The sequence below is a fragment of the Nocardia asteroides genome (assembly GCA_019930625.1).
In the GTDB taxonomy this organism is placed as follows: domain Bacteria; phylum Actinomycetota; class Actinomycetes; order Mycobacteriales; family Mycobacteriaceae; genus Nocardia; species Nocardia sputi.
Genome location: CP082844.1, coordinates 6045267 through 6069888 on the forward strand (window position 1 = coordinate 6045267; position 24622 = coordinate 6069888).

2 protein-coding genes (1 of these 2 running past the window's edge) are annotated in these 24622 nt (G+C 70.6%); both read left to right on the forward strand.

Annotated elements, in window-relative coordinates; translation table 11 throughout:
• On the forward strand, positions 1-21801 hold the full coding sequence (locus K8O92_27420) for an SDR family NAD(P)-dependent oxidoreductase (GenBank protein UAK31474.1): 21801 nt from the start codon (positions 1-3) through the stop codon (positions 21799-21801).
• Positions 21798-24622: the beginning of an SDR family NAD(P)-dependent oxidoreductase gene (locus K8O92_27425; GenBank protein ID UAK31475.1), read on the forward strand. Its footprint extends 9340 nt past the window's final position; only the first 2825 of its 12165 coding nucleotides appear in the window; it begins with the start codon at positions 21798-21800; its stop codon lies off the right edge, out of view. The genes K8O92_27420 and K8O92_27425 overlap by 4 nt, the downstream gene beginning before the upstream one ends.

Consider the following 24622-nt stretch of genomic DNA (forward strand, 5'->3'; position numbering starts at 1 on the left):
ATGTCGGAAGATGGGTATGACCTACGGGTCTTGCTGACGCGGGCACTCCGCCGAATTCAGGAGTTGGAGGCACGGCCGCAGCGCGAGCCGATCGCCATTGTCGGGATCGGTTGTCGCTTGCCCGGCGGCGCGGAAACCCCGCAGCAGTACTGGGAACTGCTGTCCTCAGGCCGCGACGCGATCGTCGAGGCGCCGGAAAACCGTTGGACGGTAACGGATTCGGCGCCTCGGCGAGCGCGGCGACGGGCCGGAATGCTCGCCGGTCCGATCGATGCCATGGACGCGGAGTTCCTCGGCATCGCGCCACGCGAAGCGGCCTCGATGGATCCGCAACAGCGACTGGCGCTCGAAGTCGCTTGGGAGGCCATGGAAGACGCCGCACTGGCGCCGGACGGCCCGGACGCGGCGCGCACGGGAGTTTTCCTCGGCGTCAGCTGGCAGGAATACCAGCGCACGATCACGCCGGACTGGGTGAGTTCGGTAAACGCGCACACGCTCACCGGGACGATGTCGAGCATCGTGGCCGGGCGGGTGTCCTACGTGCTGGGGTTGCGCGGCCCCGCGGTGACGATCGATACGGCGTGTTCGTCGTCGCTGGTGGCCGTGCACCAGGCGTGCCGCAGCCTGCGCGCGGGGGAGTGCGACGTGGCGCTGGCTGGGGGAGTGAATCTGCTGCAATCCGAACTCACCTCGGAGGCGCTGGCCCGCATGGGCGCGCTTTCGCCGGACGGGCACTGCCGGCCCTTCGACGCGCGGGCGAACGGTTATGTGCGCGGTGAGGGCGCGGGTGTCGTCGTTCTGAAGACGCTTTCGCGGGCCATCGCCGACGGCGACGCCATCAGGGCCGTGGTCCGGGGGTCGAGCGTGAACCACGACGGTCGGTCCATGGGGTTGACCGCGCCGAACCCGACGGCGCAGCGTGAGCTGCTACGCGACGCGCTGACCGATGCCGGGTGCACCGCCGACCAGGTCGGCTACGTCGAAACCCACGGCACCGGAACACCGCTGGGCGATCCGATCGAGATCGAGGCGTTGTCCCAGGTACTCGGCGCGGCGCGGGCGGACGGGTCGGTGTGCCTGCTGGGTTCGGTCAAGTCGCAGATCGGGCACCTCGAGGCGGCCGCGGGCATTGCCGGGCTGATCAAGGTGGTGCTGCAGCTCGAGCACGAAAGAATCCCACGCCAGCACGATTTCGCCACAATGAACCCCAAGATCGCGCTCGACGGCACGGCGCTGGCAGTGCCCACCCAGGAGACCGCCTGGCCGCGCACCGAGCGGCCGCGGCTGGCGGGGGTGAGTTCGTTCGGCTTCGCGGGCACCAACGCGCACGTAGTGCTCGAGCAGGCACCCGAACCGGAGCCGCGTCTGAATTCCGAAGGGGCTGCGCTGCTCGTTCTTTCGGCGCGCACCCCTTCCGCGCTCGATGCGCTGTCCCGCCGGTACGCAGAGCACCTGGACCGGCACGAGGTGCCGCTCGCCGACGTCGCCGCCACCGCGGCGCTGGGACGCACGCATTTCGCGCACCGGCGCGCGGTCGTTGCGCGAACGGTCGAGGAGGCTGCGCGCGAGCTCGCAACCCCTTCGAGTCGGTCGACCGACCCGGTGTCGGAGAAGCCGCGCGTCGCGATGCTGTTCACGGGGCAAGGCGCCCAGTACGCGGGGATGGGTGCGGCGCTCGATCGCAAATATCCGGCGTTCCGCGCGGCGCTCGATCGATGTGACGAGCTACTGGGGCCGCTGCCCGGCGGGATTCGCTTGCGGTCGCTGCTGTTCGATGCGGACGAGCAGTTGCTGACCCGCACCGAATACGCACAACCGGCCCTGTTCGCGATCGAATGGGCGTGCGCCGAACTGTGGTCGGCGTTCGGTATTCGCCCTGATGTGGTGCTGGGACACAGTCTCGGTGAGCTGGTGGCGGCGACCGTCGCGGGGGTGTTCGACCTTGCTGCGGGGCTGCGTCTGGCCGCCGAGCGCGGCCGGTTGATGCAGGCGGTGACGCAACGCGGGGCGATGGCGGCGGTCTTCGCCGCGCCCGCGCAGTTCGAAGCGCTGCTGGATGAACTCGCGGCGGGTGTGTCGGTGGCTGCGGTCAACAGTCCTGGACAGTTCGTCGTTTCCGGAGCGGCGGACGGGGTGGACCGGGTGATGCGGGCAGCCGAGGAACGCGGAATCCGCGTTGTGCGACTGCCCGGCGCGACCGCCTTCCACTCGCCCTTGCTCGACCCGATGCTGGACGACTTCGGGGCCGCGGTGGCCGAGTTGGTGCCGAGCCCGCGGGCGGCGGCGGTTCCGCTGGTGTCGAACGTGACCGGCGCGCGGATCGAAAGCCCGATGGATGGCGCGTATTGGCGCGCGCACGCCCGTGGCACCGTCCGTTTCGCGGAGGGTGTGCGTTCGGTCGCCGAATTCGGTGTGGACGCCTATGTGGAGGTGGGACCGCAGCCGGTACTGCTGGAGTTCGGACGGCACACTGCCCCCGACGCGTTGTGGGTGCCGAGTATGCGCCGGACATCCGCCGACGACGAGGTGCTGTTGACCGGTCTGGGCGACCTGTACTGCGCGGGCGCGGAGATCGAATGGACGGCGGTGGTGCCCCGTGACGCGCGGCGGCGCAACGGCCTGCCCACCTACCCTTTCGAACGACAGCGGCTCTTCGTGCCGATCGCGGGCGCGCCGCCGAACATCGACTACCTTGCCGAGCATCGTTTCCGGGGTCGCGCGGCGGTCCCGGCGGCGGAACTCGCGCTGCGGGCGTTGCGTGCGGCCGGAGACACCGGCCACGAACTGATCGACTTCGTCGCCGCTCGGCCGGTGCCGCTGGAGGAATTGGCCGAGCCGCTCGTATCCGACGCGGGAGACCGCACCGAAGTTCGTTTCCAAGTCGGCAACGGCGGCGTCACCGCGGTGTCCGCGGCCGTTCGAGCCGCCTCGGATCGGCCGCGCGATGCGAGCGAACTGTCCTCGGCACGGCTCGCGTCGTCCACCGATGGAGACGTGGACGAGTTCTACCGACGATGCGCGGACGGCGGGTTGACGTTCGGTCCACGGTTCCGCTGGATCACACGACTTCGGCTCGGTGCGAACAGCGTGCTCGCCGAACTGACGCGTCCGGCGGAACTGGCCGACGAACCGGACGCCTGGCTGCCGTGTCTGCTCGACGCCGCGGTACAAACCGGCCTGGCCCTGGTGTCCGGGGAAGGTCACGTGGACCGATTGCCGGTTGGCATAGGCCGTTTGCGGCTGTCCGGCGCGGACGCGGGGGCGACGGCGTGGGCGCTGGCGCAGCGCACCGGCCGCACAGTTCGCATCACCGTCTTCGATACCGCCGACGAGATGGTCTGCGATATAGAAGACGTATGGTTCGCCGAGTCCGGCACTGCCGGGCGATCGCAGGATCGGGATCGTATGTCCGGCCTCATTCACCGTCCGACTTGGGAGTCCGCCGCGCCACGTCCGAGCGAGCGGAATCTCGCCGACGCGCTGGTGATCGGCGTCGGCCCGCAGGCGGACCGGCTCGCCGCCGCGTTGCGGTCCGCGGGCACAGACTCTGTGGCGGTGGACCGTACGACCGATCCGGACGTCTGGCCCGACGGCCACGGGGCGGTGATCTACCTCGCGGATGCCGAGGCGGACGACAGCGCCGGCGCGGCGCGGGTGGAGACGGAGTTCGCCCTCGGTGTGGTGCGGGCAATGGCTCGGACGGTCGACAGCGGACCGCTGTACCTGGTGACCGTAGGCGCCACCGGAGCGCTGCCCGGGGAACCCGTGCGTCCGGCTGCCGCGACATTGTGGGGACTCGGCGCGGTGGCGCGGACGGAACTGCCCGAGTTGAGCTGCCGGCTGATCGACCTGCCCGTGGGCGCCCGCTGCGACGACCATCGGCTGGTAGACGAAATCCGATCCATGGCAGGGGATCACGCGGTCGCTTTGCGTGGACGTCACCGGTACACGATGCGGATGCAGACCACCGAGGACGTCGAGGCAGTCCCGTGGCTGGATCGCGGGGGAGCGTATCTGGTAACCGGGGGGCGTGGAGCGCTGGGATCGGCAGCCGCGCGGACCCTGGCCGAGGCCGGGGCGGGCACCATCGTGCTGGCCGGTCGCAGCGCGCCCGGCCCGGAGTATGAGCCGCAGCTGGCGGGAATTGCCGCCCTCGGTGCGCGCGTCGAGAATGTGGTGGTCGACGTCGACGACCGGAACGCTTTGTCCGAGTTGATCGCTCGCTTCGGCGGCGAGTTCCCGAGGCTGGCCGGGGTGGTGCATTGCGCTGGTGTGCTGGACGATGCCCTGCTGATCGAGCAGACCTCGGGGCACATCGAGCGGGTATTCGCGGGGAAGGTCTCGGGTGCTTGGCATCTGCACGAGCTGACCGCGGGTAGATCGCTCGACGTGTTCGTGCTGTTCTCGTCGGTCAGCGCTGTGGTGGGCACCGCGGGGCAGGGCAACTACGCCGCGGCGAACGCCTATCTGGATGGCCTGGCCCGCCTGCGCTCGGCTCGAGGGCTGCCCGCGGTGAGCATCGCGTGGGGTCCGTGGGCGGGCACCGGCATGGCCGGGGGCCTGAGTGACGCGGCCCGTCGGGCGTGGGTGCGCCACGGCGTCGCCGAACTGGCCGCCGCCGACGGTGCTCGCGCGCTGCGCTCGCTGGTGTCGGCAGAGGGAGTCGTCGCGGTATTCCCCGCTATCGCGGGTGTTTCGGCGGAACCGGAAACGGTCTCCGAGGTCGACTCGCAGGACATCCAGGACCCCCGCGACCCGGCGGAACTGCTGGAGTTGGTGCGTACGCACGCCATGACGACGCTCGGTCGCACGACGGCCGTAACCGACCGTACCCCCCTGCGCGAACTCGGACTCGATTCCATGATGGCCGTGGAACTGCGCAACGCGCTCGCGGCCGATCTGGGGGTACGCCTGCCCGCGACCTTGCTGTTCGATCATCCGACCGTCGCCGCGGTGTCGGAGGAAATCGCCCGGCTCGGCGCGAAGTCCGCGCGCGAGCGCGACGCCCCGCCCTCTAGGGCGCGCGAGCAGGCCGCGCAGCGACCGATCACGCGCATCTCCGAGCAGCTCACCACCCCGTTGTACCCCACCGAACTCCCGGTTACACCTACTACCCCCAACATGTCTCACCTCACATCGGGCGAAGCCGACTCTGATGCAGGCGTTTACGCCGACGCGATAGCGGTGATCGGCATGGGCTGCCGCTATCCCGGTGGTGTTCGCGGTCCTGCCGACCTGTGGCGCCTGCTCGCCACCGAGACCGACGCGGTGACCGAGGTCCCGGCACAGCGCTGGGATGTGGACGCCGTCTTCGATCCGGATCCGGATGCCGAAGGCAAGACCTACACGCGCTGGGGCGGTTTCGTGGACGGTGTCGAGGAATTCGACGCCGGATTCTTCGACATCTCCGTCGGGGAGGCGCGGATGCTGGATCCCCAGCAGCGGCTACTGCTCGAAACAGCCTGGGAGGCACTCGAGCACGCCGGATATCCGGCGAGCCGCCTGGAAGGCAGCAAGACCGGCGTTTTCGTCGGATTGATGTCCAATGACTATGCCGAGCGGATGGCGCGGGCCGATGTCGCCCCCAATGCCTGGTTCGGCACCGGCAACCTGTCCAGCGTCGCCTCCGGTCGGCTGTCGTATTTCCTCGGCGCGCACGGTCCGAGCCTCACCATCGACACCGCGTGCTCCTCGTCGCTGGTGACGGTGCACACGGCGGTGCGCAGCCTGCGCAGTGGTGAATGCGATCTCGCGCTGGCCGGTGGGGCGACCGTGGTCCTCACACCCTCGCTCGACATCTACTTCGCGCGGGCGCGCGGTCTGGCGGCCGACGGCCGGTGCAAGAGCTTCGACGCGCGCGCCGACGGTGTGGTCTGGAGTGACGGCGCAGGGGTGCTGGTGCTCAAACGACTGGCGGACGCGCAGCGGGACGGCGATCGGGTGCTGGCCCTGGTGCGCGGATCGGCGGTCAATTCCGATGGGCGTAGTCAGGGGTTGAGCGCGCCGAACGGTCCGGCACAGGAACGGGTCGTCCGCGCCGCGCTCAGGGACGCGGCGGTCGAGGCCGCGGATATCGATTACGTCGAGACGCACGGCACCGGCACGGCACTGGGTGACCCGATCGAGGTTCACGCGCTCGCCTCCGCGCTGGGGGAGAACCGCACCGAGGCCGCGCCGTTGTGGATCGGCTCGGTGAAGTCGAATCTCGGCCACACCCAGGCCGCGGCGGGCATCGCCAACATCATCAAGGTGATCGAGGCCCTGCGGCACGAGCGCATTCCCGCCTCGCTGCATTTCCGTTCGGGCAATCCGCATATCGACTGGGATTCGGTCGCGATCCGCGTGGTCGCCGAGGAGCGTCCGTGGCGGCGTTCACGGCGGCCGCGACGGGCGGGTGTGAGCGCGTTCGGGATCAGCGGGACGAACGCGCATGTGGTAATCGAAGAGGCGCCGCGGGCGCCCGAGGCCGGTGTCGCCGACGATTCCGGGCCGTACCTGCTGGTTTTCTCGGCGAAGACCACCGATGCCCTACGCGAACTGGCGACACGCTACCAGGATCTCCTGGCCGCCCACCCGGAGACGGCACTGGGGGATTTGTGCGCGTCCGCGGCGGTAGGCCGTACCCATTTCGGCGAGCGGGTGGCGATCGCCTTCGACACCGCCGCACAGCTGCGCGCGGCGCTCGAGGATGTCGCCGCGGGGATCACCGCGAGCGGGTCGGTAGCCGAGATGTCGAGCGGTGCGGTAGAGCTGGCGCGCCGGTATGTCAGCGGTGCCGAGATCGACTGGGTGACGGTGTATTCCGAACGTTCGTGGCGCCATATCGACCTACCGGGCTATCCCTTCCAGCGCAAACGGCACTGGCTGGAACTGACACCACGCCCGGAGGGCACGCACTCGTCGCGCACCCTGCGGCTCACCCCGGAGATGTTCGCCGGGCACCGGCTGCGTGGTCTGCCGACAGTGCCCGCGGCCTGGCTGTGCGCTCAGCTGAACGAAATCGCCGCTGAGCTGCCCGGAGCATGGGACGTCACCCAGCTGCGGCTGATCGCGCCGCTGGAGGTCGCCGCCGAGTCGACGGTGCGGGTGACGCTGGATCCCGGCCCGGACGGGTACGGGGTGCGCTTCGTCCGTCCCGAGGACGCTCAGTCCAGCTATGCGCAGGCGAAACTTTCCGCCGCCGCGACGGCTCCGCCGGAACCGCCCGCGGGTGTGGCGGCCGGCGCGGACGCGGGCAGATGGCCCGCCTATTACGACACTCTGGCCGGGCTGGGCCTCGAGCTGGGCCCTGACTACCGCTGCGCCGTCGAGTTCCGGCGGATCAGCGAGTCCGAAGCCGAGACCGTGTTCCGGTTGCCGGACAAGGCCTCGGCGATGCTCGACCCGATCCTGCTCGATGCCTGCCTGCACAGCATCGTGGTGACCGCCGCCGCGGACGGGATGTTCCTGCCCTCTGGGATGGATCGTGCTCGATTCTTCGGTAGCCGGGCTGTCGCGGATACGACCGTCCTGTGCCGGGTGCGGGTGACCGAACGCGGTGCGCGCGTTGTCGTGGGCGACGCGACACTGCACTCCGCGTCCGGGCGGCTGCTCGCCAGTTTGGAAGGGGTCAGCTTGCTGGCGGCGAAACCCGATTCCGCGCCGAAAGCCGTTGCCGGGACCGATCCCTCCAGGCTCGCGCGCTTGCTGCATCACGTCGAATGGGTTCCCACGGACAGCGGCGCGCCTGCCCGGGACGAGCCCGTGGGCCGCTGGTTGGTCTTCGGTGACGGGCCGGTCGGCGACACCGTCGCCGCCGGACTGGCCGCGCGAGGCGCCGCGACCGTGGTCGTTCGCCCTGAGAACGCAGCCTCCACTTTCCCCACCCTGCCTTCGGTGCAGGGCGTCGTCTTCGCCTGGACCACGGTGTCCGCGCAGACCCGCGTCGACGCCGCCCTGCGGTTGGCGCGCGCGGTGGACTCGGCAGCGCACCAGCCTGCCGCGCTGTGGTTGTTGACCGTGAACGCCCAGCGCGTCACCCCAGCCGACCGGCCGGATCCCGATCAGGCTCTGTTGTGGGGCCTCGGCCGCGCAGTGGCCACCGAGCATCCCGAGTTCGGGTGCCGGTTGCTGGACTTGCCGACCGAATTCCTCGAGGACAGCACGATTGTCGAGGGTTTGCTCGGCGTCCGCGCCGCCGGTGAGTTCGCGATCCGCGACGGACGCTGGCTGACCGCTCGCCTCGCCGCCGGTCCCGCGCCCTCCGATGACTACCGGTTGGTCGCGCACCGCTCCGGCGAATTCGACCGGATGCGATTGGAGTCCGGTGCCCGCCGCGCTCCGGCCGCAGGGGAGGTCGAAATCGCGGTCGCCGCCACCGGCCTCAACGCTCCCGACCTGTGGGTTGCCTCGGGCATACATCCGGATGGCGTGCTGCCGCTGGGTGCGGAATGCGCGGGCCGGATCACCGCAGTCGGTGCGGATGTCGAAGGTCTCGCGGTCGGCGACCGTGTCGTCGCTTTGGCGCGTGACAGTTTCGCTCGCTACGTGACGGTCGACCAGGGCACGGTCGCCGTGCTGCCGGATCACCTCGCCTTCGCCGAGGGCGCGACCGTGCCGTACGCCTTCACCACCGCATGGCATGCGCTGTTCGACGTCGGCGGCGTGCGAGCCCGGGACCGGGTGCTCGTGCACGCGTCCGCCGACGGCGTCGGCATGGCCGCTGTGCAACTGGCCGTGCACGCCGGCGCCGAGGTGTTCGCGACCGCCGCACTGTGTCGCTGGGCAGGGAAGGAAGGCTTGCCGGTCGCGCGTATCGATACCTGGCGGGACGACGAGCTGGCCGAACACGTCCGAGCGGCGACCGCGGCGCACGGAATGGACGTCGTCGTGCACACCCTCGGAGACGACTTCGCCGCGCACGCCTCCGAGGTCTTACACGCGGGCGGTCGACTCGTCGAGGTGGTCGACCCGGTGCAGACCGCAACCGCCCCCCGGAGCGGTCGTGTGGATCACCGGGAGATCGATCCGGCCGCTGTGGACCAGCGACGGCTCGGCGCGATCCTGCGCAGCGTGATGACGCTGTTCGAGCAGCGTGCATTGCGTGCGCTGCCGCACGCGGTGCACGGTATCGAGCGGGCCGCCGAGGCGTTCCGCGCCATGTCGCAGCGGAATCATCCCGGCCGCGTCGTCCTGCTCGGCAGGGACACCCCGGGCGCCGCGCATGGTGACCGGTTGACCGAGGGCACCTACCTGGTGACCGGAGGATTCGGCGGTCTCGGTGCCGCGGCCGCACGGTGGCTGGCCGACCACGGAGCCGGCCACCTGGTGCTGGTCGGCAGACGCGCACCGGACGCGGCGGGGTCGCGGCTGCTGGAGTCGCTGCGCGCCAACGGCGTTCACGTGACGGCGCGCCAGGCGGATATCAGCGACCGCGCGGCCGTCACGGCACTGCTGCGGGACATCGCGGACTCCGGGTTCCCGCCGCTGCGCGGCGTGGTCCACTGCGCGGGAGTGCTCGACGACGGTGTGGTGACCGAGCAGACCTGGTCGCGGTTCGAGACCGTGCTCGGACCCAAATATCACGCGGCGCGCCACCTCGACGAGCTCACCCGCGACCAGCCGTTGGAACTCTTCCTCACCTATTCGTCTGTGGCGGGCGTGCTGGGCACCCCTGGTCAGGCGAACTACGCGGCGGCCAACGCGGCCTTGGACGCGCTCGCGTGGCGGCGTCGTGCCGAGGGATTGCCCGCGCTGAGCATCGCGTGGGGGCCGTTCGCCGACGTGGGTATGGCCGCAGGCCGGGCTGATGTCACCGCGCGGCTCGTGCGGCGCGGTCTACCGCCGCTGTACGAGGACGACGCGGCCGCGGCGCTGACGCATCTCCTTCGACATGACAGCACCACCCCGGGCGTCTTCGAATTCGTGCCGGAGCGGTGGCACGCGAACCGCGCTGGCCACGTCGCGGGAACGACCGCGCCGTTGCGGAGCGAGCCGGAGGCCGAGACGACCCTCGTCGGCCCCGGGCTCCCGGCTCCCCGCGGCGTCCGCGCCTCGGAAACCCGTGGCGCGTCCGACGATGTCGCTGCCTGGGAGGCGCTTGTGCAGCGCGTCGCGATGCGGGTGCTCGATCGGGCGAGCGAACTCGACCCGGATGTGCCGTTCCACGACACCGGAGTCGACTCCTTGACCGGGATGGAATTGCGGGCAGCGCTTGCCGCCGAGATCGGGATGCCGCTGCCCGCCGGACTGGTCTTCGACTACCCGACGGTGCGTGACATCGCACGGTTCCTGCACCGTAAGGGCGCGGCCGCGCCCACCGTGGACAATGCGGCCGGGTGGGGGCGGCTCGCCCATGACGAGCACAGGGCTGTGCCGACAGCGAGCATTTCGGAATCGATGACGTCGGCGCCGCCCGCATCGCGGATTTCGCAGTCGACGACACAGACATCCCAGATGCCGGAGGCGACTACGCAGACACCGCCGGCGCCCGAGGCGATTACGCCGGAACCAATTGTGCAGCAGAGTGCTTCGGCGTCCATTTCGACAGACGAGAGCGATCAGACCCACCACGACGACGACCCGATCGTCATCGTGGGCATGAGCTGCCGCTTCCCCGGCGGGGTGCGCACGCCGGAGGACTTCTGGGATCTGCTGTGGCAGGGCCGCGACGCGATCACCGAGGTGCCCGCGCAGCGCTGGGACATCGACGCCTACTTCGACCCCGACCCGGCCGCCCTGGGCAAGATGTACACCCGCTGGGGCGGTTTCGTCGACGGCGCGGACGAATTCGATCCCGCCTTCTTCGGCATCGGCGCGTCGGAGGCACGCGCGATGGACCCGCAGCAACGCCTGCTGCTCGAGACCAGCTGGGAGGCGCTGGAGCGCTCCGGCCGCGCACCCGGCGGTCTGGCGGGCAGCCGCACCGGGGTGTTCGTCGGACTGTGCTTCAGCGAGTACCCGGCAACGCCGGTCCGGGCCGCCCATCCGACCGCGATCGGCGCCTACTCGGTGATCGGTTCCGCGCCGAGCGTCGCGGCCGGGCGGCTGGCCTACGTGCTGGGGCTGCAAGGCCCGGCGATGACGCTGGACACGGCGTGCTCCTCCTCACTGGTAGCGCTGCAAGCAGCTTGGGACGGCCTGCGCGCAGGCCGTTGCGATCTCGCGCTCGTGGGCGGTGTCAACCTTCAGCTGGCTCCGGAGACCACCATCGGATTCTGCCGTCTGGCCGCGCTGTCGCCCGACGGACGGTCGCGGGCGTTCGACGCCGACGCCAACGGATACGTCCGCGCCGACGGTTGCGGCATGCTGGTGCTGACCCGGCTGTCGGAGGCCCGCCGCAACGGCGATCGGGTGCTGGCCGTCGTTCGTGGCGTCGCGGTGAATCACGACGGGCGATCGAACGGGCTCACCGCGCCCAACGGTCCGGCCCAGCAACGCGTCGTCACCGACGCGCTGGACCGGGCGGGCATGCGGCCGAACGCGGTGGACTACGTCGAGACACACGGCACGGGCACCCCGCTCGGTGACCCGATCGAGGCCACCGCGCTGGCCGAGGTCTACGGCGCGGGACGCACGCAGCCGCTGCTCATCGGGTCGGTCAAGACCAATATCGGGCACACCGAGGGTGCGGCCGGTGTCGCGGGAGTCATCAAGGCCGTGCTCATGTTGCAGCACCGCCGGATACCGCCGAGCCTGCATTTCCACACACCGAACCCGCTGATCGATTGGTCGGCAGCACCGATCGAAGTCGTGCGCGAGGCGCGAGACTGGCCGCGCACCGGGCACGAACCGGCGATCGGGATCAGCTCTTTCGGAATGAGCGGCACCAACGCGCACGTCGTCTTGACGCAGGGAGACCCGGCACCGGCAGCGCGCCCGGAATCACCGACCCCGCAGGTACTCGTACTTTCCGCACGTGACGAAACCGCCCTCACCGACGCAGCGCGACGCTGGGCGGACGAAGCCGACTCCGCACGCGCGTACCTCGGCGATCTGGCCTACACCGCCGCCACCGCGCGCGACCATTTCGAAGAACGGCTCGCGGTGGTCGCCGAGACCGGCGCCGCCGCCGCGCGACACCTGCGGGACCGGTCGCCTGCCCTGCTCCGCGGCCGGGTGGCGCGAACAGCGAGCACGAAGGTGGGGCTGCTGTTCACCGGTCAGGGATCCCAGTACCCCGGTATGGCGCGCGAGCTGTTCGACTCCGAACCGGTCTTCCGTGAGTCACTGCGGCACTGCGACGCGGTGCTGGGACCGATCGAGGGCGGCGTCGGGCTCCTGGATGTCGTGTACGGCGAGCACGGCGCGGAGCTGCTGCGCCGCACGGTGTTCACCCAGCCCGCGTTGTTCGCCGTCGAATGGGCGCTGTGGGAGCTGTGGCGGAGTTGGGGGATCACCCCGGCGGCGGTGCTCGGGCACAGCGTCGGGGAGTACGTCGCCGCCTGCGCCGCGGGCGCCATGACCATGGAGGACGCTCTTCGGCTCGTCGCCGTGCGCGGCCGGCTCATGCAGCGCCTGCCGGACGGGGGCGGGATGCTGGCGGTCGACGCTTCCGCCGAGCAGGTCTCGCCGCTGGTGGCGCGGTATGAACCGGCGGCGTCGATCGCCGGATACAACGGGCCGGCTCAGGTGGTGATCGCCGGGCAGCGAGCCGCGCTCGACCTGCTTCGCGACCGGTTGTCCGCAGACGGCATCCGGACCGCGGCCCTCACCGTGTCGCATGCCTTCCACTGCGCGGCGATGGATCCGATCCTCGACGACCTCGCCGCGGCGGCCGCGCGTGCCACCATGACCGATCCCGCGATTCCGCTGGTCTCGAATGTCACCGGTGCGCCGTTGCGCCCGGGGGAGCTCACCGCGGAGTACTGGGCGCGCCACGCGCGTCTGCCCGTGCAGTTCGCCCAGGGCATGCGCGCCTTGGCCGAGGTGGGGATCGAGGCATTCCTCGAGATCGGTCCGCAGCCGACGTTGTCCGTCCTCGGCGGGCGAGTGCTGGGGGACTCGGTACGGTTCATCGCGTCGCTGCGCCGCGGACGCGGTGATCGCGAGACTATGATGACGGCGCTCGGCCATCTCTATGTCGGTGGCCTGCCGGTGAACTGGGAACGAGTTCACCGGCCGCACGACCACCGGCGGGTCCTCGCTCCCACGTATCCGTTCCAGCGGCAGCACTATTGGATCGAATCCCGCTCCGCGCTTCCGGCACCGAGCAGCGCTGCCGCAGGGCACCGGGATCTCCTGGCGCACACCGGGGTGTTCCCGGGGCCGAGCGCCACACCGACGCGAGACGCAGCGATCACCCCGCTCGGCGACGCCCTGTGTACGACCTCGAGCGTCGCTACCGTAGAGCATTCGTGGTCCCCGATGGGCGCTCCGAGTCCGGACTCCACGCCTACCGTTGCGGCGCGATCCGATCACGCGCTTCCCGGTTCAGGTATCACGCCCGCAGACCACCCCGGCGGCGCGGCTTCCACGCCGGACGCGAGCCTTCCCGCCCGACCCGGGCACGCGCTGCCGGGTTCCAGCACGGCTTCCCTCGGGCAGACGAGCCGCCCGATGCGAGCCGCCGACACTGCGATTCCGGCCGCCGTTCCCCAGGAACAAGCAGCGCCCACCGAATCAACGGATACAACAACATGTTTCGACTTCACGCTCGGACCGGATTCCCCGCGCTACCTGGCCGACCATGTCGTGAATTCGGCTGTCGTCGTGCCGGGCGCCTGGTTCGTCGCGACCATCGCCGACACCGCGCGCGAACTCGTCGCTGATGACGTCATCGCGATCGATGACCTCGTGATCACCAGCGGTCTCACGCTGACCGGCCCGCGGCAGGTGCGAGTGAGCTTTCAGCCGTCCAGCGGCGGGTGGGCGGTGGAGGTGACGACGCAGCGATCCGGTATCCACGCCCGTGCCCGCCTCCTCAGCGCGACGCACCGCGTTCCGGCCGGTTCCAGCCCGGCGGAGGTCCTTGCCCGGTGCCGGGAACAGCTTGCCGGAGTGCACCTCTACGAGCTGCTGGCCCGAGCGGGGCTGCTTTACGGTCCTGCGTTCCGCCGTATCGCCGACGTGCGCTTCGGGCAGCACGAAGCCCTGGTGACGCTGACGGATCCCGACACCGGAAACGGCGCGGGCATCGTGCACCCCGTTCTGCTGGACGCGGCGTTCCAGGCGGCATACGCGGCGATGTCGCCGCGGGCCGCCGAGCGCACGTGGGTGCCGTTCGCCGTGGACCGGGTGCTCGCCTCGGTCGCGGCGGGCACCGTTCGATTCGGCCATGTGCGCGTCGTCGAGCAGACGCCACAGCTGTGTGTCGCCGATGTTCGACTGCTCGATGAGGAGGGCTGTCCGGTGCTGGTCGCGAACGGATTGCGAGTGATGCCGTCACCCACGCCGAGCTCGTCCGGGCAAGCGCCCGCCCGTGTACCCGATGATCGGTCGGTCGCGGACACCTACCGAATCGACTGGCGCGAGGGGGAATCGGTGCTACCGGCCACGGCGACCGGGCGCTGGCTGGTCATCGGTGCGGCCGGAGACTTCGCCGACGGTCTCGCCGACGCCTTGCGGGCGCGCGGCGCGGACTGCGTACTCGCTCGGCCCGGTCGTGGTTTCGCGTTCCGAACCGACAACGAGTTCGAAGTCGACCTGGGCGTGCCCGCGGCGGTCCGTGCGCTACTCGGGGCGGTCGGCGACGGACGCGCACCGCTGCGCGGGATCGTCTCCGCCATCGCGCTGTCGGCCGACGACGCACCCGCGCCTGTCCGCGCCGAACGTCTGGTGGTAGGTGCGATGCATCTGGTGCAGGCCGCGCCACTGGCGGGAGAGCCCGCACTGTGGCTGCTGACCCGTCGCGGGCAGCGGGTCGATGCCTCCGACCTGGTGGCGCCGGAGCAATCAGCGCTGTGGGGTTTCGCCCGCAGCGCACAGCTCGAGCATCATGAAATCACCTGTCGGATAGTTGATCTCGACGACAAAGCCGATATCGGCACAGTGGCCGACGCCCTTGTCGCGTCCTCGGCACCGCGCCAGCTCGCGCTGCGCCAGGGAAGCATGCGCGTGCCGCGGCTCGTGCCGTTGGCGGCCTCGCCGGGCGGCCTCGGAGTTGTGTCCGGCACGGGGACGGTGCTGATCACCGGTGGCCTCGGTGGTGTGGGGTTGCGGCTGGCTCGCTGGCTGGTCGACCGGGGCCGGCCGCAGGTGGTGCTCGCGGCGCGGTCCGCGCCCGACGCTCGGGCGGAGTCGGTCATCGCCGAATTGCGGGGACGTGGAGCGCGGATCACGGTGCGGTCGCTCGATGTCACCGATCGTGGCGCCGTGGCGGCCACGCTGGACTGGATCGACCGCGAGCTGCCGCCTCTGGCGGGAGTGGTGCATCTGGCCGGAGTGCTCGACGACGGGGTGATCGCCGAACAGACCGCGACACGGGTAGGGCGGGTTCTCGCGCCCAAGACATTCGGAGCGTGGAACCTGCACGAGCTGACCATGTCTCGTCCGATGCGCTTCTTCCTGTTGTTCTCCTCTGCCGCGGGAGTGGTCGGTTTGCCCGGCCAGTCGAGCTACGGCGCCGCCAACGCCTTCCTGGACGGACTGGCCGAGTCGCGAAATGTGTCGGGCTCGCCCGCGCTGTCGATCGCGTGGGGGCCGTGGGCGGACACCGGAATGGTCGAGCGGCTCAGCGGCGGCGCGGTGGAGCGGCTCGCCCGGCGCGGCTACGGCATGTTACGTCCTGAGCAGGCCTTCGACACGCTCGGCCAGTTGATCGATTCGGCGACGGCGGCAGCGGTCACGACGATGCCGCTCGCGCTGCCGAGACCGGCCATCGATGTACCGGACGTGCTGCTGGATTCGGTGGCAGCTGTCCCTGCGGCTTCCGAAGACGCTGCCGCTGCCACGGATCTGTCCGCCCGAATGGAATCCCTGGTGCGGCGCTGCCTCGGACTGGCGCCCGGCGCCGATCTCGATCGCCCCCTGCACGAACTCGGGCTCGACTCGGTCGCGGCCCTCGAGATCCGCGACGAACTGTCGCGCTCCAGCGGTCACCGACTGCCCGCGACGCTGGCCTTCGAGTACCCCACACCGCGCGCGGTCGCCGGCCTGCTCGTGCGGTTGGAGTCGGTGCGAGAGCCGTTCGCGCCGGAGCACGGCGATCCGTCCGATCACACGGCACGGACGCCCGCTCCCACGGGCGACGACATCTCGGTTCCAGGGATCACCTCGACTGCGCCGAACGGAGCCGTCCTGCCGCAAGTGCCGGACAGCGAATTCACGATGCCCGCGAACGGCGCGTCGGTCGCTGCCGATCTGCCGCCCGCCGACGGACGGCTCAGTTCCGAACAGCGACCGAGCACCTCGCGTGTATCGGCCGACTCGGTCACGTCATGGGCGGCACCGACCGCGCCCGACACGGCCGCCGACTCGGAGCCCGGCCATCATCCCGACGCGGTGGGGGATATCGCGATCGTGGGCGTAAGCGGGCGGTATCCGGGCGCGGACGGACTCGACGAGTACTGGCGGGTGCTGATCGAGGGACGCGACTGCGTCACCGAGATCCCACCGCACCGCTGGGACCACACCCGCTATTTCGTTCCGGACCGGCACAACCCGTTCACCTCCTACACCAAGTGGGGCGGGTTCCTCGACGACGTCGACTGTTTCGATCCGCTGTTCTTCGCCATCTCCCCGCGCGAGGCGGAGATACTCGACCCGCAGGAGCGGCTTTTCCTGCAAACCGCCTGGGCCGCCTTGGAGGACGCCGGTCATTCCCGGGCCGACCTGGCCCGTGGCGGCCTGCGACCGGAGCAGGCCGGGGTGTTCGTCGGCGTCATGTGGGGCACCTATCAGATGTTCGGAGCGGAGGAGTCCCGGCTCGGGCGCGGCACGCTGCCGGGCTCGACGTTCTGGAGCGTCCCGAACCGCGTGTCGCACGCCCTGGACTTCCAAGGGCCCAGCATGGCGGTGGACACCGCGTGCTCGTCCTCGCTGACCGCGTTGCACCTGGCCTGTCAGAGCATTCGCACGGGCGAATGCCGGTTGGCGGTGGTCGGCGGCGTGAATTTGTCGCTGCATCCCTACAAGTTCGTCGCGCTCAGCCAGGGACAGTTCGCCTCCACCGACGGCCGCTGCCGCTCCTTCGGCGCGGGCGGTGACGGATATGTGGCCAGTGAAGGTGTCGGCGCGATGGTGCTGCGGCCGCTCGCGGACGCCGAAGCCGACGGCGACACCATCTATGGCGTCATCAAGGGCACCGCGATCAATCACGGCGGCCGGGTCAACGGGTTCACGGTGCCCAATCCCGACGTGCAGGCGGCGGTGATCCGCTCGGCGCTGCGCGTCGGCGGGGTCGACCCGGCGTCGGTGTCCTACATCGAAGCGCACGGCACGGGCACCGCGCTGGGTGATCCGATCGAGATCGCCGGTTTGGCGAAAGTTTTCGGTAACGCGGGAGTGGCCGAGTTGCCGATCGGGTCGGTGAAGTCCAATCTCGGCCACCTGGAGGCGGCGGCCGGTGTGGCGGCGCTGACGAAGGTGCTGTTGCAATTGCGCCACGGGGTCATCGTTCCGTCGCTGCACGCCACACCGCCGAATCCGAATATCGACTTCGCGGTCACTCCGTTCCGGATTCCGGCCGAGCCGCTGCCGTGGCCGGGCGGAAACCCTGCCCGGCCGCGTCGGGCGACGGTGAGTTCGTTCGGAGCGGGCGGGTCCAACGCCAACGTGGTGATCGAGGAGTACGTCGACCGCAGGCCGCGGACCCGGTTCAGTGGCGGGCAGGTGGTCCCGGTCTCGGCTCGCGACCGGGAGCGGCTCGCGGATTATGTTGCGGCGCTGGACCGTTTCCTGGCCGCCCAGCAACCCGACCTCGCCGATCTGGCGTACACCATGCAGGTCGGCCGTCAAGCCGGCAGTGCTCGCGCCGCGTTCGTGGCACGCGACATCGACCAGCTGCGCGCCGCCGTCCGCGGGTGGGTCGACGACGCACCCGGCGCCCGGTCGTGCCGGGACGCGGCGGAGGATTCCCGCCTCGCGCGCTGGCTCGGCGGCGGCGACGTCGATTGGAGCACTGTCCGCGATCCTGGACCTCGACGCCGTATTCCCGCGCCGACGTATCCGTTCGCCCGGGAGCGGTACTGGATTCCGGACGTCGCGCCCGCGCCGAAATCCGGCCCCGGCTCACAATTCGGCCCGGCCTCGCGGACCGCGCAGGGGTCGCAGTCCGCGGCCGCACCATCGTTACGGGCCGCATCACTGCGCCCGTCGGTGCCGGGATCCGGTTCGATGACCGATCCTGCGCGGTACCAGCCCAGCTCTACACCGCAGATGACTCCGCTGCCGCAAGCCGACCCTAGGGAATCCGCGCCCCATACGGTCATGCCGTCGCCGCAACCCCCGCCCAGGCACGGGTCGGCACCTCTACCAGAAGCCACCCGGCCGCAGACCTCGCCGGGTCGACAATCGGTGCCGGAGTTCACGCCACTGCCGCAGTCCGGATCAGCCCAATGGCCCACGCCCATCGCCCGACCCGCGCTTACGGAACGACGATCGCTGGTTCCGGTCTGGCGTGAAGCTCCGCTGTCCAGCGCTGACCTGCGCTCCCGGCACACCTTGGTCGTGTACGACGCACGGACCCCACACCACTTGGTCGAGGCGCTGGGCGTCGCGAGCGGCGATCCGGGACGTCTGGTGCGGATCTCGGACGTGCCGGGCGACCCGAGCCGCGACGACTTCGCCGCGGGCGCGGCTCTCGGAAGGACGCTGGCGGCGCGCTACCCCGACACCGACTGCGTGCTGGACGTGTGTGACCTCGTTCCCGCGCCGTCCGGCCGTCCCTCCGGCGACCTCGGCCGGATGGGGCTCTACCAGGGCGTAATCGAGGCGCGCACCGGTTCGCTCACGCTGGTGCACGTCACCGCCGGCCACCCCGGCGCGGGCGGCCCGGAGTCCGCGCCGCTGGGCGGTCTGGTCGCCGCGCTCGCCGAAGAAATCCGTGACGTGCGCACCCGCAGCGTCCACGTGGTCGCGGAGCACGACGCGGTGTGCGCCGATCCGGCCCGGTTGCTGGCGATCCTGGGCGCGGAGAGCGGCGCCGCCGAGGACAGGTCGCCGCGAGTGCGGTATCGCGGCGGAGTACGCGAAGCGGTCGAACTGGCGGACGCGACGCCTCGCGACGGTCTCGTCGTGGACCCCGCCCGCACCTATGTCGTGACCGGCGGCACGCGTGGCCTCGGCGCGGAGTTCGCCGCGGCGCTGGTGGAGCGCGGAGCGCGCCGCTTGGCCATCCTCGGCCGGGAACCGCTGCCGCCCGAACCGGAATGGGATCAGGTGGCCGCCGGGGCCGGGGCCCTGGCGGACAAGGTGCGGCGGCTGGTCGCGTTGCGTGATCGCGGCGTCGCGGTGCGCACCTACTTCGGCAGCCTGACCGACGAGACCAGCTTGTCCGGCTTCCTCGACGCGGTGCGGCGCGAACTGGGCCCGATCGGTGGCGTGCTGCACTGCGCGGGAAGCGTTTCGACCGAGAGTCCGGCGTTCGTGCGCAAGACCGGCCCCGCCGTCGCGGCCGTGCTCGCGCCCAAGCTGGCGGGCACCGCCGTCCTCGCCGACGTGCTGGCCGCCGACCGGCCGGATTTCTTCGTGTTGTTCTCGTCGGTGTCGGCCGTCCTGCCCGGTCTGGCGGTGGGTCTGTCGGACTACGCGATGGCCAACGCGCACCTGGACCGCTTCGCCGAGGCCCAGCACGCCGCGGGACGGCCGTGGTTCCGGTCGGTGAACTGGCCTTCGTTCCGCGACACCGGGTTCGGTGAGGTGACCACCGCGGCCTATCGGGCTACCGGCCTGCCCGCATTGACCGCCGCGGAGGGGTTCGAACTTCTCGACGCCGTGCTGGGCCTGCCGGATACTCCCGTGGTCTTGCCGTATCACGGCGCGCTGTTGCGTCTTTCGACGCGCACGAGTGTGCCCCCCGCGCGCGAGATGACGTCCGCGGCGGCTGCCCGGTCCGCAGTGGCGAACGGGTCCGCGGTGGCGTATCGGGAACTGCTGCAGATCTTCTCCGACGAGCTGAAGCTGGACCCGGCCCGTTTCGAGGGCGACAAGCGGTTCGAGGAGTACGGCGCGGACTCGGTGCTGATCGCCTCGGCGGTGCGCCGGATCGAGCAGGTCGTCGGTCAGCCCTTCGACCCGGCGCTGGTGCTGGAATTCCCGACGCTGGACGCGCTGGCGGGTCTGTTGACCGAGCAGTTCCCGGAACGCTTCGCGCCCGAACCGTCGTCACAGTTGGCGGCTGATCCCCAGCCGACCCCGGATGATCCGCCGCGCGCGGGGGAGACCGCACAGTCCCGTCTCAGCGCGGCCACCTGGGCCGCCGACGCCCGCCGCGGCCGAGCGGCCGAACCCATCGCCGTGATCGGCATGGGCTGCCGCCTGCCCGGCGGCGATACCCCGGACGCGTTCTGGCGGCTGCTCGCCGCGGGCGAGTCCGGCATCCGCGAGGTGGACCCGGCGCGCTGGGATCCCGCCCGCTTCTACCGCCCCGGCGGCGGCCCCGGTCTGACCAACAGCAAGTGGGGCGGGTTCGTCGACGGTGTCGATCTGTTCGATCCGGAGTATTTCGGGGTCACCGACGAACTGGCCTGGCAGATGGACCCATTGCAGCGGTTGCTGCTCGAGGCGTCGGTGCTGGCCACCTCCGATGCCGGATACCGGCGCGACGAGCTGGCGGGCAAGCGGGTCGGCGTCTACGCGGGCAGTCGTTCGGCGAACTACTTCCACCGGATCCCGGTCGCCGATCGGCACACCATCATCGGCATCGGGCAGAACTTCATCGCCGCGCGCATCTCCGACTTCTTCGATTGGCACGCGGGCAATGTCGTGCTCGACAGCGCGTGCTCCTCGTCGCTGCTGTCGGTGCACCTGGCCTGCCAGGCACTGCGCGCCGGAGAGGTCGACGCCACGCTGGCCGGTGGCGTGGAGGTGCTGCTCGACGAGTTGCCGTTCGTCACCCTGGCGGCGGCGGGCGTGCTCTCACCCCACGGCCGGTGCGCGACGTTCTCCGAAGACGCGGACGGTTTCGTGCCGGGCGAGGGCGCGGCGCTGCTGCTGCTCAAGCGGCTCGACGACGCGCTCGCCGACGGCGATCGGGTCTACGCGGTGCTGCGGGGCTCGGCGATCGGCAACGACGGGCACACCATGGGCATCACCACACCGAATATGCGGGCGCAGATCGAGGTGGTCACCGCGGCGCTCGAGGCAGCGGGAATGTCGCCGGATGCCCTGTCGTATCTGGAGGCGCACGGCACCGGCACCATGATCGGCGACCCGATCGAGCTGAAGGGGTTGGCGACCGTGCTGGGCGACCGCTCGCGCGGCCCGGAGCCGTGTGCGGTCGGCAGCGTGAAAACCAATATCGGGCATCTGCTCTCCGCGGCCGGCATCGCTGGGGCCGTCAAGACGATCTTGGCCGTGCACCACGCGGCGCTGCCGCCGTCACTGCACTGCGACAACCTCAATCCGCGCTTCAAGTTCGCCGGTTCGCCGCTGCGGATCAACCGGGAACTGCGCCCGTGGCGGCCCGCCGACGGCAGGCCCCGCGCGGCGGGCGTCAGCTCGTTCGGCTTCGGCGGCACCAATGCCCACCTGGTCGTCGAGCAGGCGCCCGACGGGCACCGGCCGGCGCGCCGCCCCCTGGATCCACCTGTCTTCCGCAAGAGGAGCTTCATGCTGCCGAAAACGGTTTCCAGCACATCGACGGAGCCCACGCCACGCATCGTGGTCCCGATGACGCAGAGCGCGCCCGCGCCGTCGTTCCTCCGTGTGGAGCCGCTGCGATGAGCGGGATCGACCTGGACAGCTTCGCCACCACCCTGCGGGCCGAGGACCCGGTGGTGCGTGACCACCGCGTGCACGGTGTCCGGATTCTGCCCGGCGTGGTGTATCTCGACATGATCCTGCGGGCGGCGATGTCGGCCGGCTACCGGCCCGGCGACCTGACGATCCGGGAAGCGCTGTTCCAGCGTCCGGTGGCTCTCGGTGACGACGACGCGGTACGCATCGCGTTCCGGATCGACCGTCCCACCGGACGTGTCGCCATCGACGTGCAGCGCGTGGACTCGACGGGCGCACCAGCCGGGGCGATCGAGCCGGTCGCGGAATGCGTTGTGGTGGAATCGGATTCGTCGGACGAACCGAGCGGCATCGATGTGGCCGAGTTCCGGGCGGCGGCGCGGGACCGCGGTATGGCCGAGCTGTACGCCCAGAGCGGCAGCCGCGGCATCGAACATCGCGAGTTCATGCGCGCCACCGGGCATTTCGCCCGCCGCGACGACCTGGTCACCGCCACGATGGGGCTGGGACCGGAAGCCGCCGCGCATCTGCCCGGCTTCCTGCTGCATCCCACGTTTCTGGATGCCTCCACGATCGTGCCGTTCATCGACCCGCACCGGCTGGGCGTGGACGCCGAGAGCGCGTTCATCCCGATCTACTTCGGTGACGTCCGCGCCTGGCGGGCCACCCCCGAGGAGGTCTTCGTGCGGGCCACGGTCCGCGGTGGCGGCCCGGACCTGCTCGAAGCCGATGTGGCGCTCTACGACCAGGACGGATCGCCGGTGGCGCGTTACCGGCTGACGTCCAAACGGGTGCGGGGCAGCGAGGACATTCGACGGTTGCTGACGCGGACCGACGCGGTAGTCCGGTCACAACCCGCACCACGATCCGGCACCCATTCGGCTCCGGTGACGCCGTCAGATGACCCCCGTGCCGTGATCACCGCCGACTTGGCCGCTCTGGTCGCCGGTGAACTCGGCGCCGATCCCGCCGCAATCGCGACGGACGTGGGGTTCTACGAACTGGGCCTGGATTCCGGTCGCCTGCTGCGGCTGACCGCGGAGCTGGAGGCCAGGGTAGGCGAACCGCTCTACCCGACACTGCTGTTCGAATACCAGACCATCGAAGCGCTCGCCGGACACCTCGCCGACACCGTCGGCGGGAACTACCGGCCAGACGCTGCCGTCACCATGGCTGCGCCGGAATCCGAAATCGACACCGAACATTCTGAACGATTCGCAGGCTCGACAGGATTCGACTCGGGCCAGGCAACGGTCGCCTCGACAGCGGCTCCCGCACCGGAAATCTCTGCCCCAGCCGAGACCGGACACGCCGCCGCGGCCGGCGAGGACCTGATCACCTTCGGGTTCGACTGGGAACCCGACACCACCACCCACCCGCGTCGCGAACCGACCAGCCTGCTCGTCTTCGACACTGCCGACCATCCGTACCCCCACCCCGGGGCTGCCACGGTCGTGCGGGTGCGGCAGGGTGGTGAATTTCGCTCCGGTGCAGACGATTTCCTCGTCGACCCGGTGAACGAACAACATATGGAGCTGCTGGTCGCACAGCTGACGGCCCGTCGGCTCCACTTCGACGCCGCGTTGTACTTGTGGCCCGAATCCGCGACCGAAGACGACCCGCAGGCGCTGATCGAGCGGGTGTACCTCCCGCTGCGTGATCTGCTGCGTGCGACGGCCGGGATCTCCGAACCGCCGGTGCGCCGGGTGCTCGCGATCGCGCCCGCGAGCCCCGCGGGTGCATCGACTTGCGCCCTCTTGGGCGGTCTCGCCCGCACGCTGCGGCTCGAGCAGCCGCAACCGATTCTGCGTGCCGTCCAGCGCGACCCCGCCGCGCCGATCGACGAGATCTTGGCCACCGAACTGGGCATCGACGAACGCGACCCGGCGACCGAGATCCGCTACCACGGCCGCCGACGTGAGATCCGCCGGACGCGCCTGCTGACGGACGCCACGACGAGTTCCGGCGACGCGGCGCTGCGTCCGGGATCGGTGGTCGTCGTCACCGGCGGATTCGGTGGCATCGCCCGGCATCTGGCGCGCCGCCTCGCCACCGAGTACGGCGCCCGGCTGGTGCTGGTGTCCCGCCGTCCGCTCGACGCGGCGGCCGCCGGTCTGCTCGCCGACCTCAACGACCTCGGCGCGGAAGCGGTGCACGTGCGCGCCGACGTCTCGATCGCCGCGGACGCCGAACGCGTCGCCGCGATCGCCCACGCCACCTTCGGACCGGTCGACGTGCTCTACCACGGTGCGGGACAGTTGCGCGACGGACTGTTGTCCGGCACCGGCCGTGACGCGGCGCGGTCCGTGCTGGCACCGAAGGTCTCCGGCGTCGGGCACTTGACCCGGGCGCTACCGGAGGCCCGCCTGACGGTGCTGTTCTCGTCGGTCTCCGCGGTGCTGGGCAACCCCGGGCAGGCCGATTACGCGGCGGCCAACCGCTATCTGGACGTCTTCGCCGAACAGCGTGACCGGGCCGGAAACAGGACGATCAGCATCAATTGGCCGCTGTGGGCCGAGGGCGGCATGCTCCCGCCTGCCGAACAGATCACCGCACTGCGGCGGGCCGGTGTCGGACTGCTGCCCACCACGACCGGCCTGGACCTGCTGCTGTCCTGCACGACATCCAACCGCGCCCACTTCGCCGCGGTATGGGGCGACCCCGAAACCCTGCGAACACGACTACAGCCGCCAATTCCCTCGGCGAACGCCCCTGCCGCCGAACCGGTGTCGGCGAACGAGCACCGTGTGTCCACCGGCGCCGAGGAGCCGATCGCGATCGTCGGAATCAGCGGCCGCTATCCGGACGC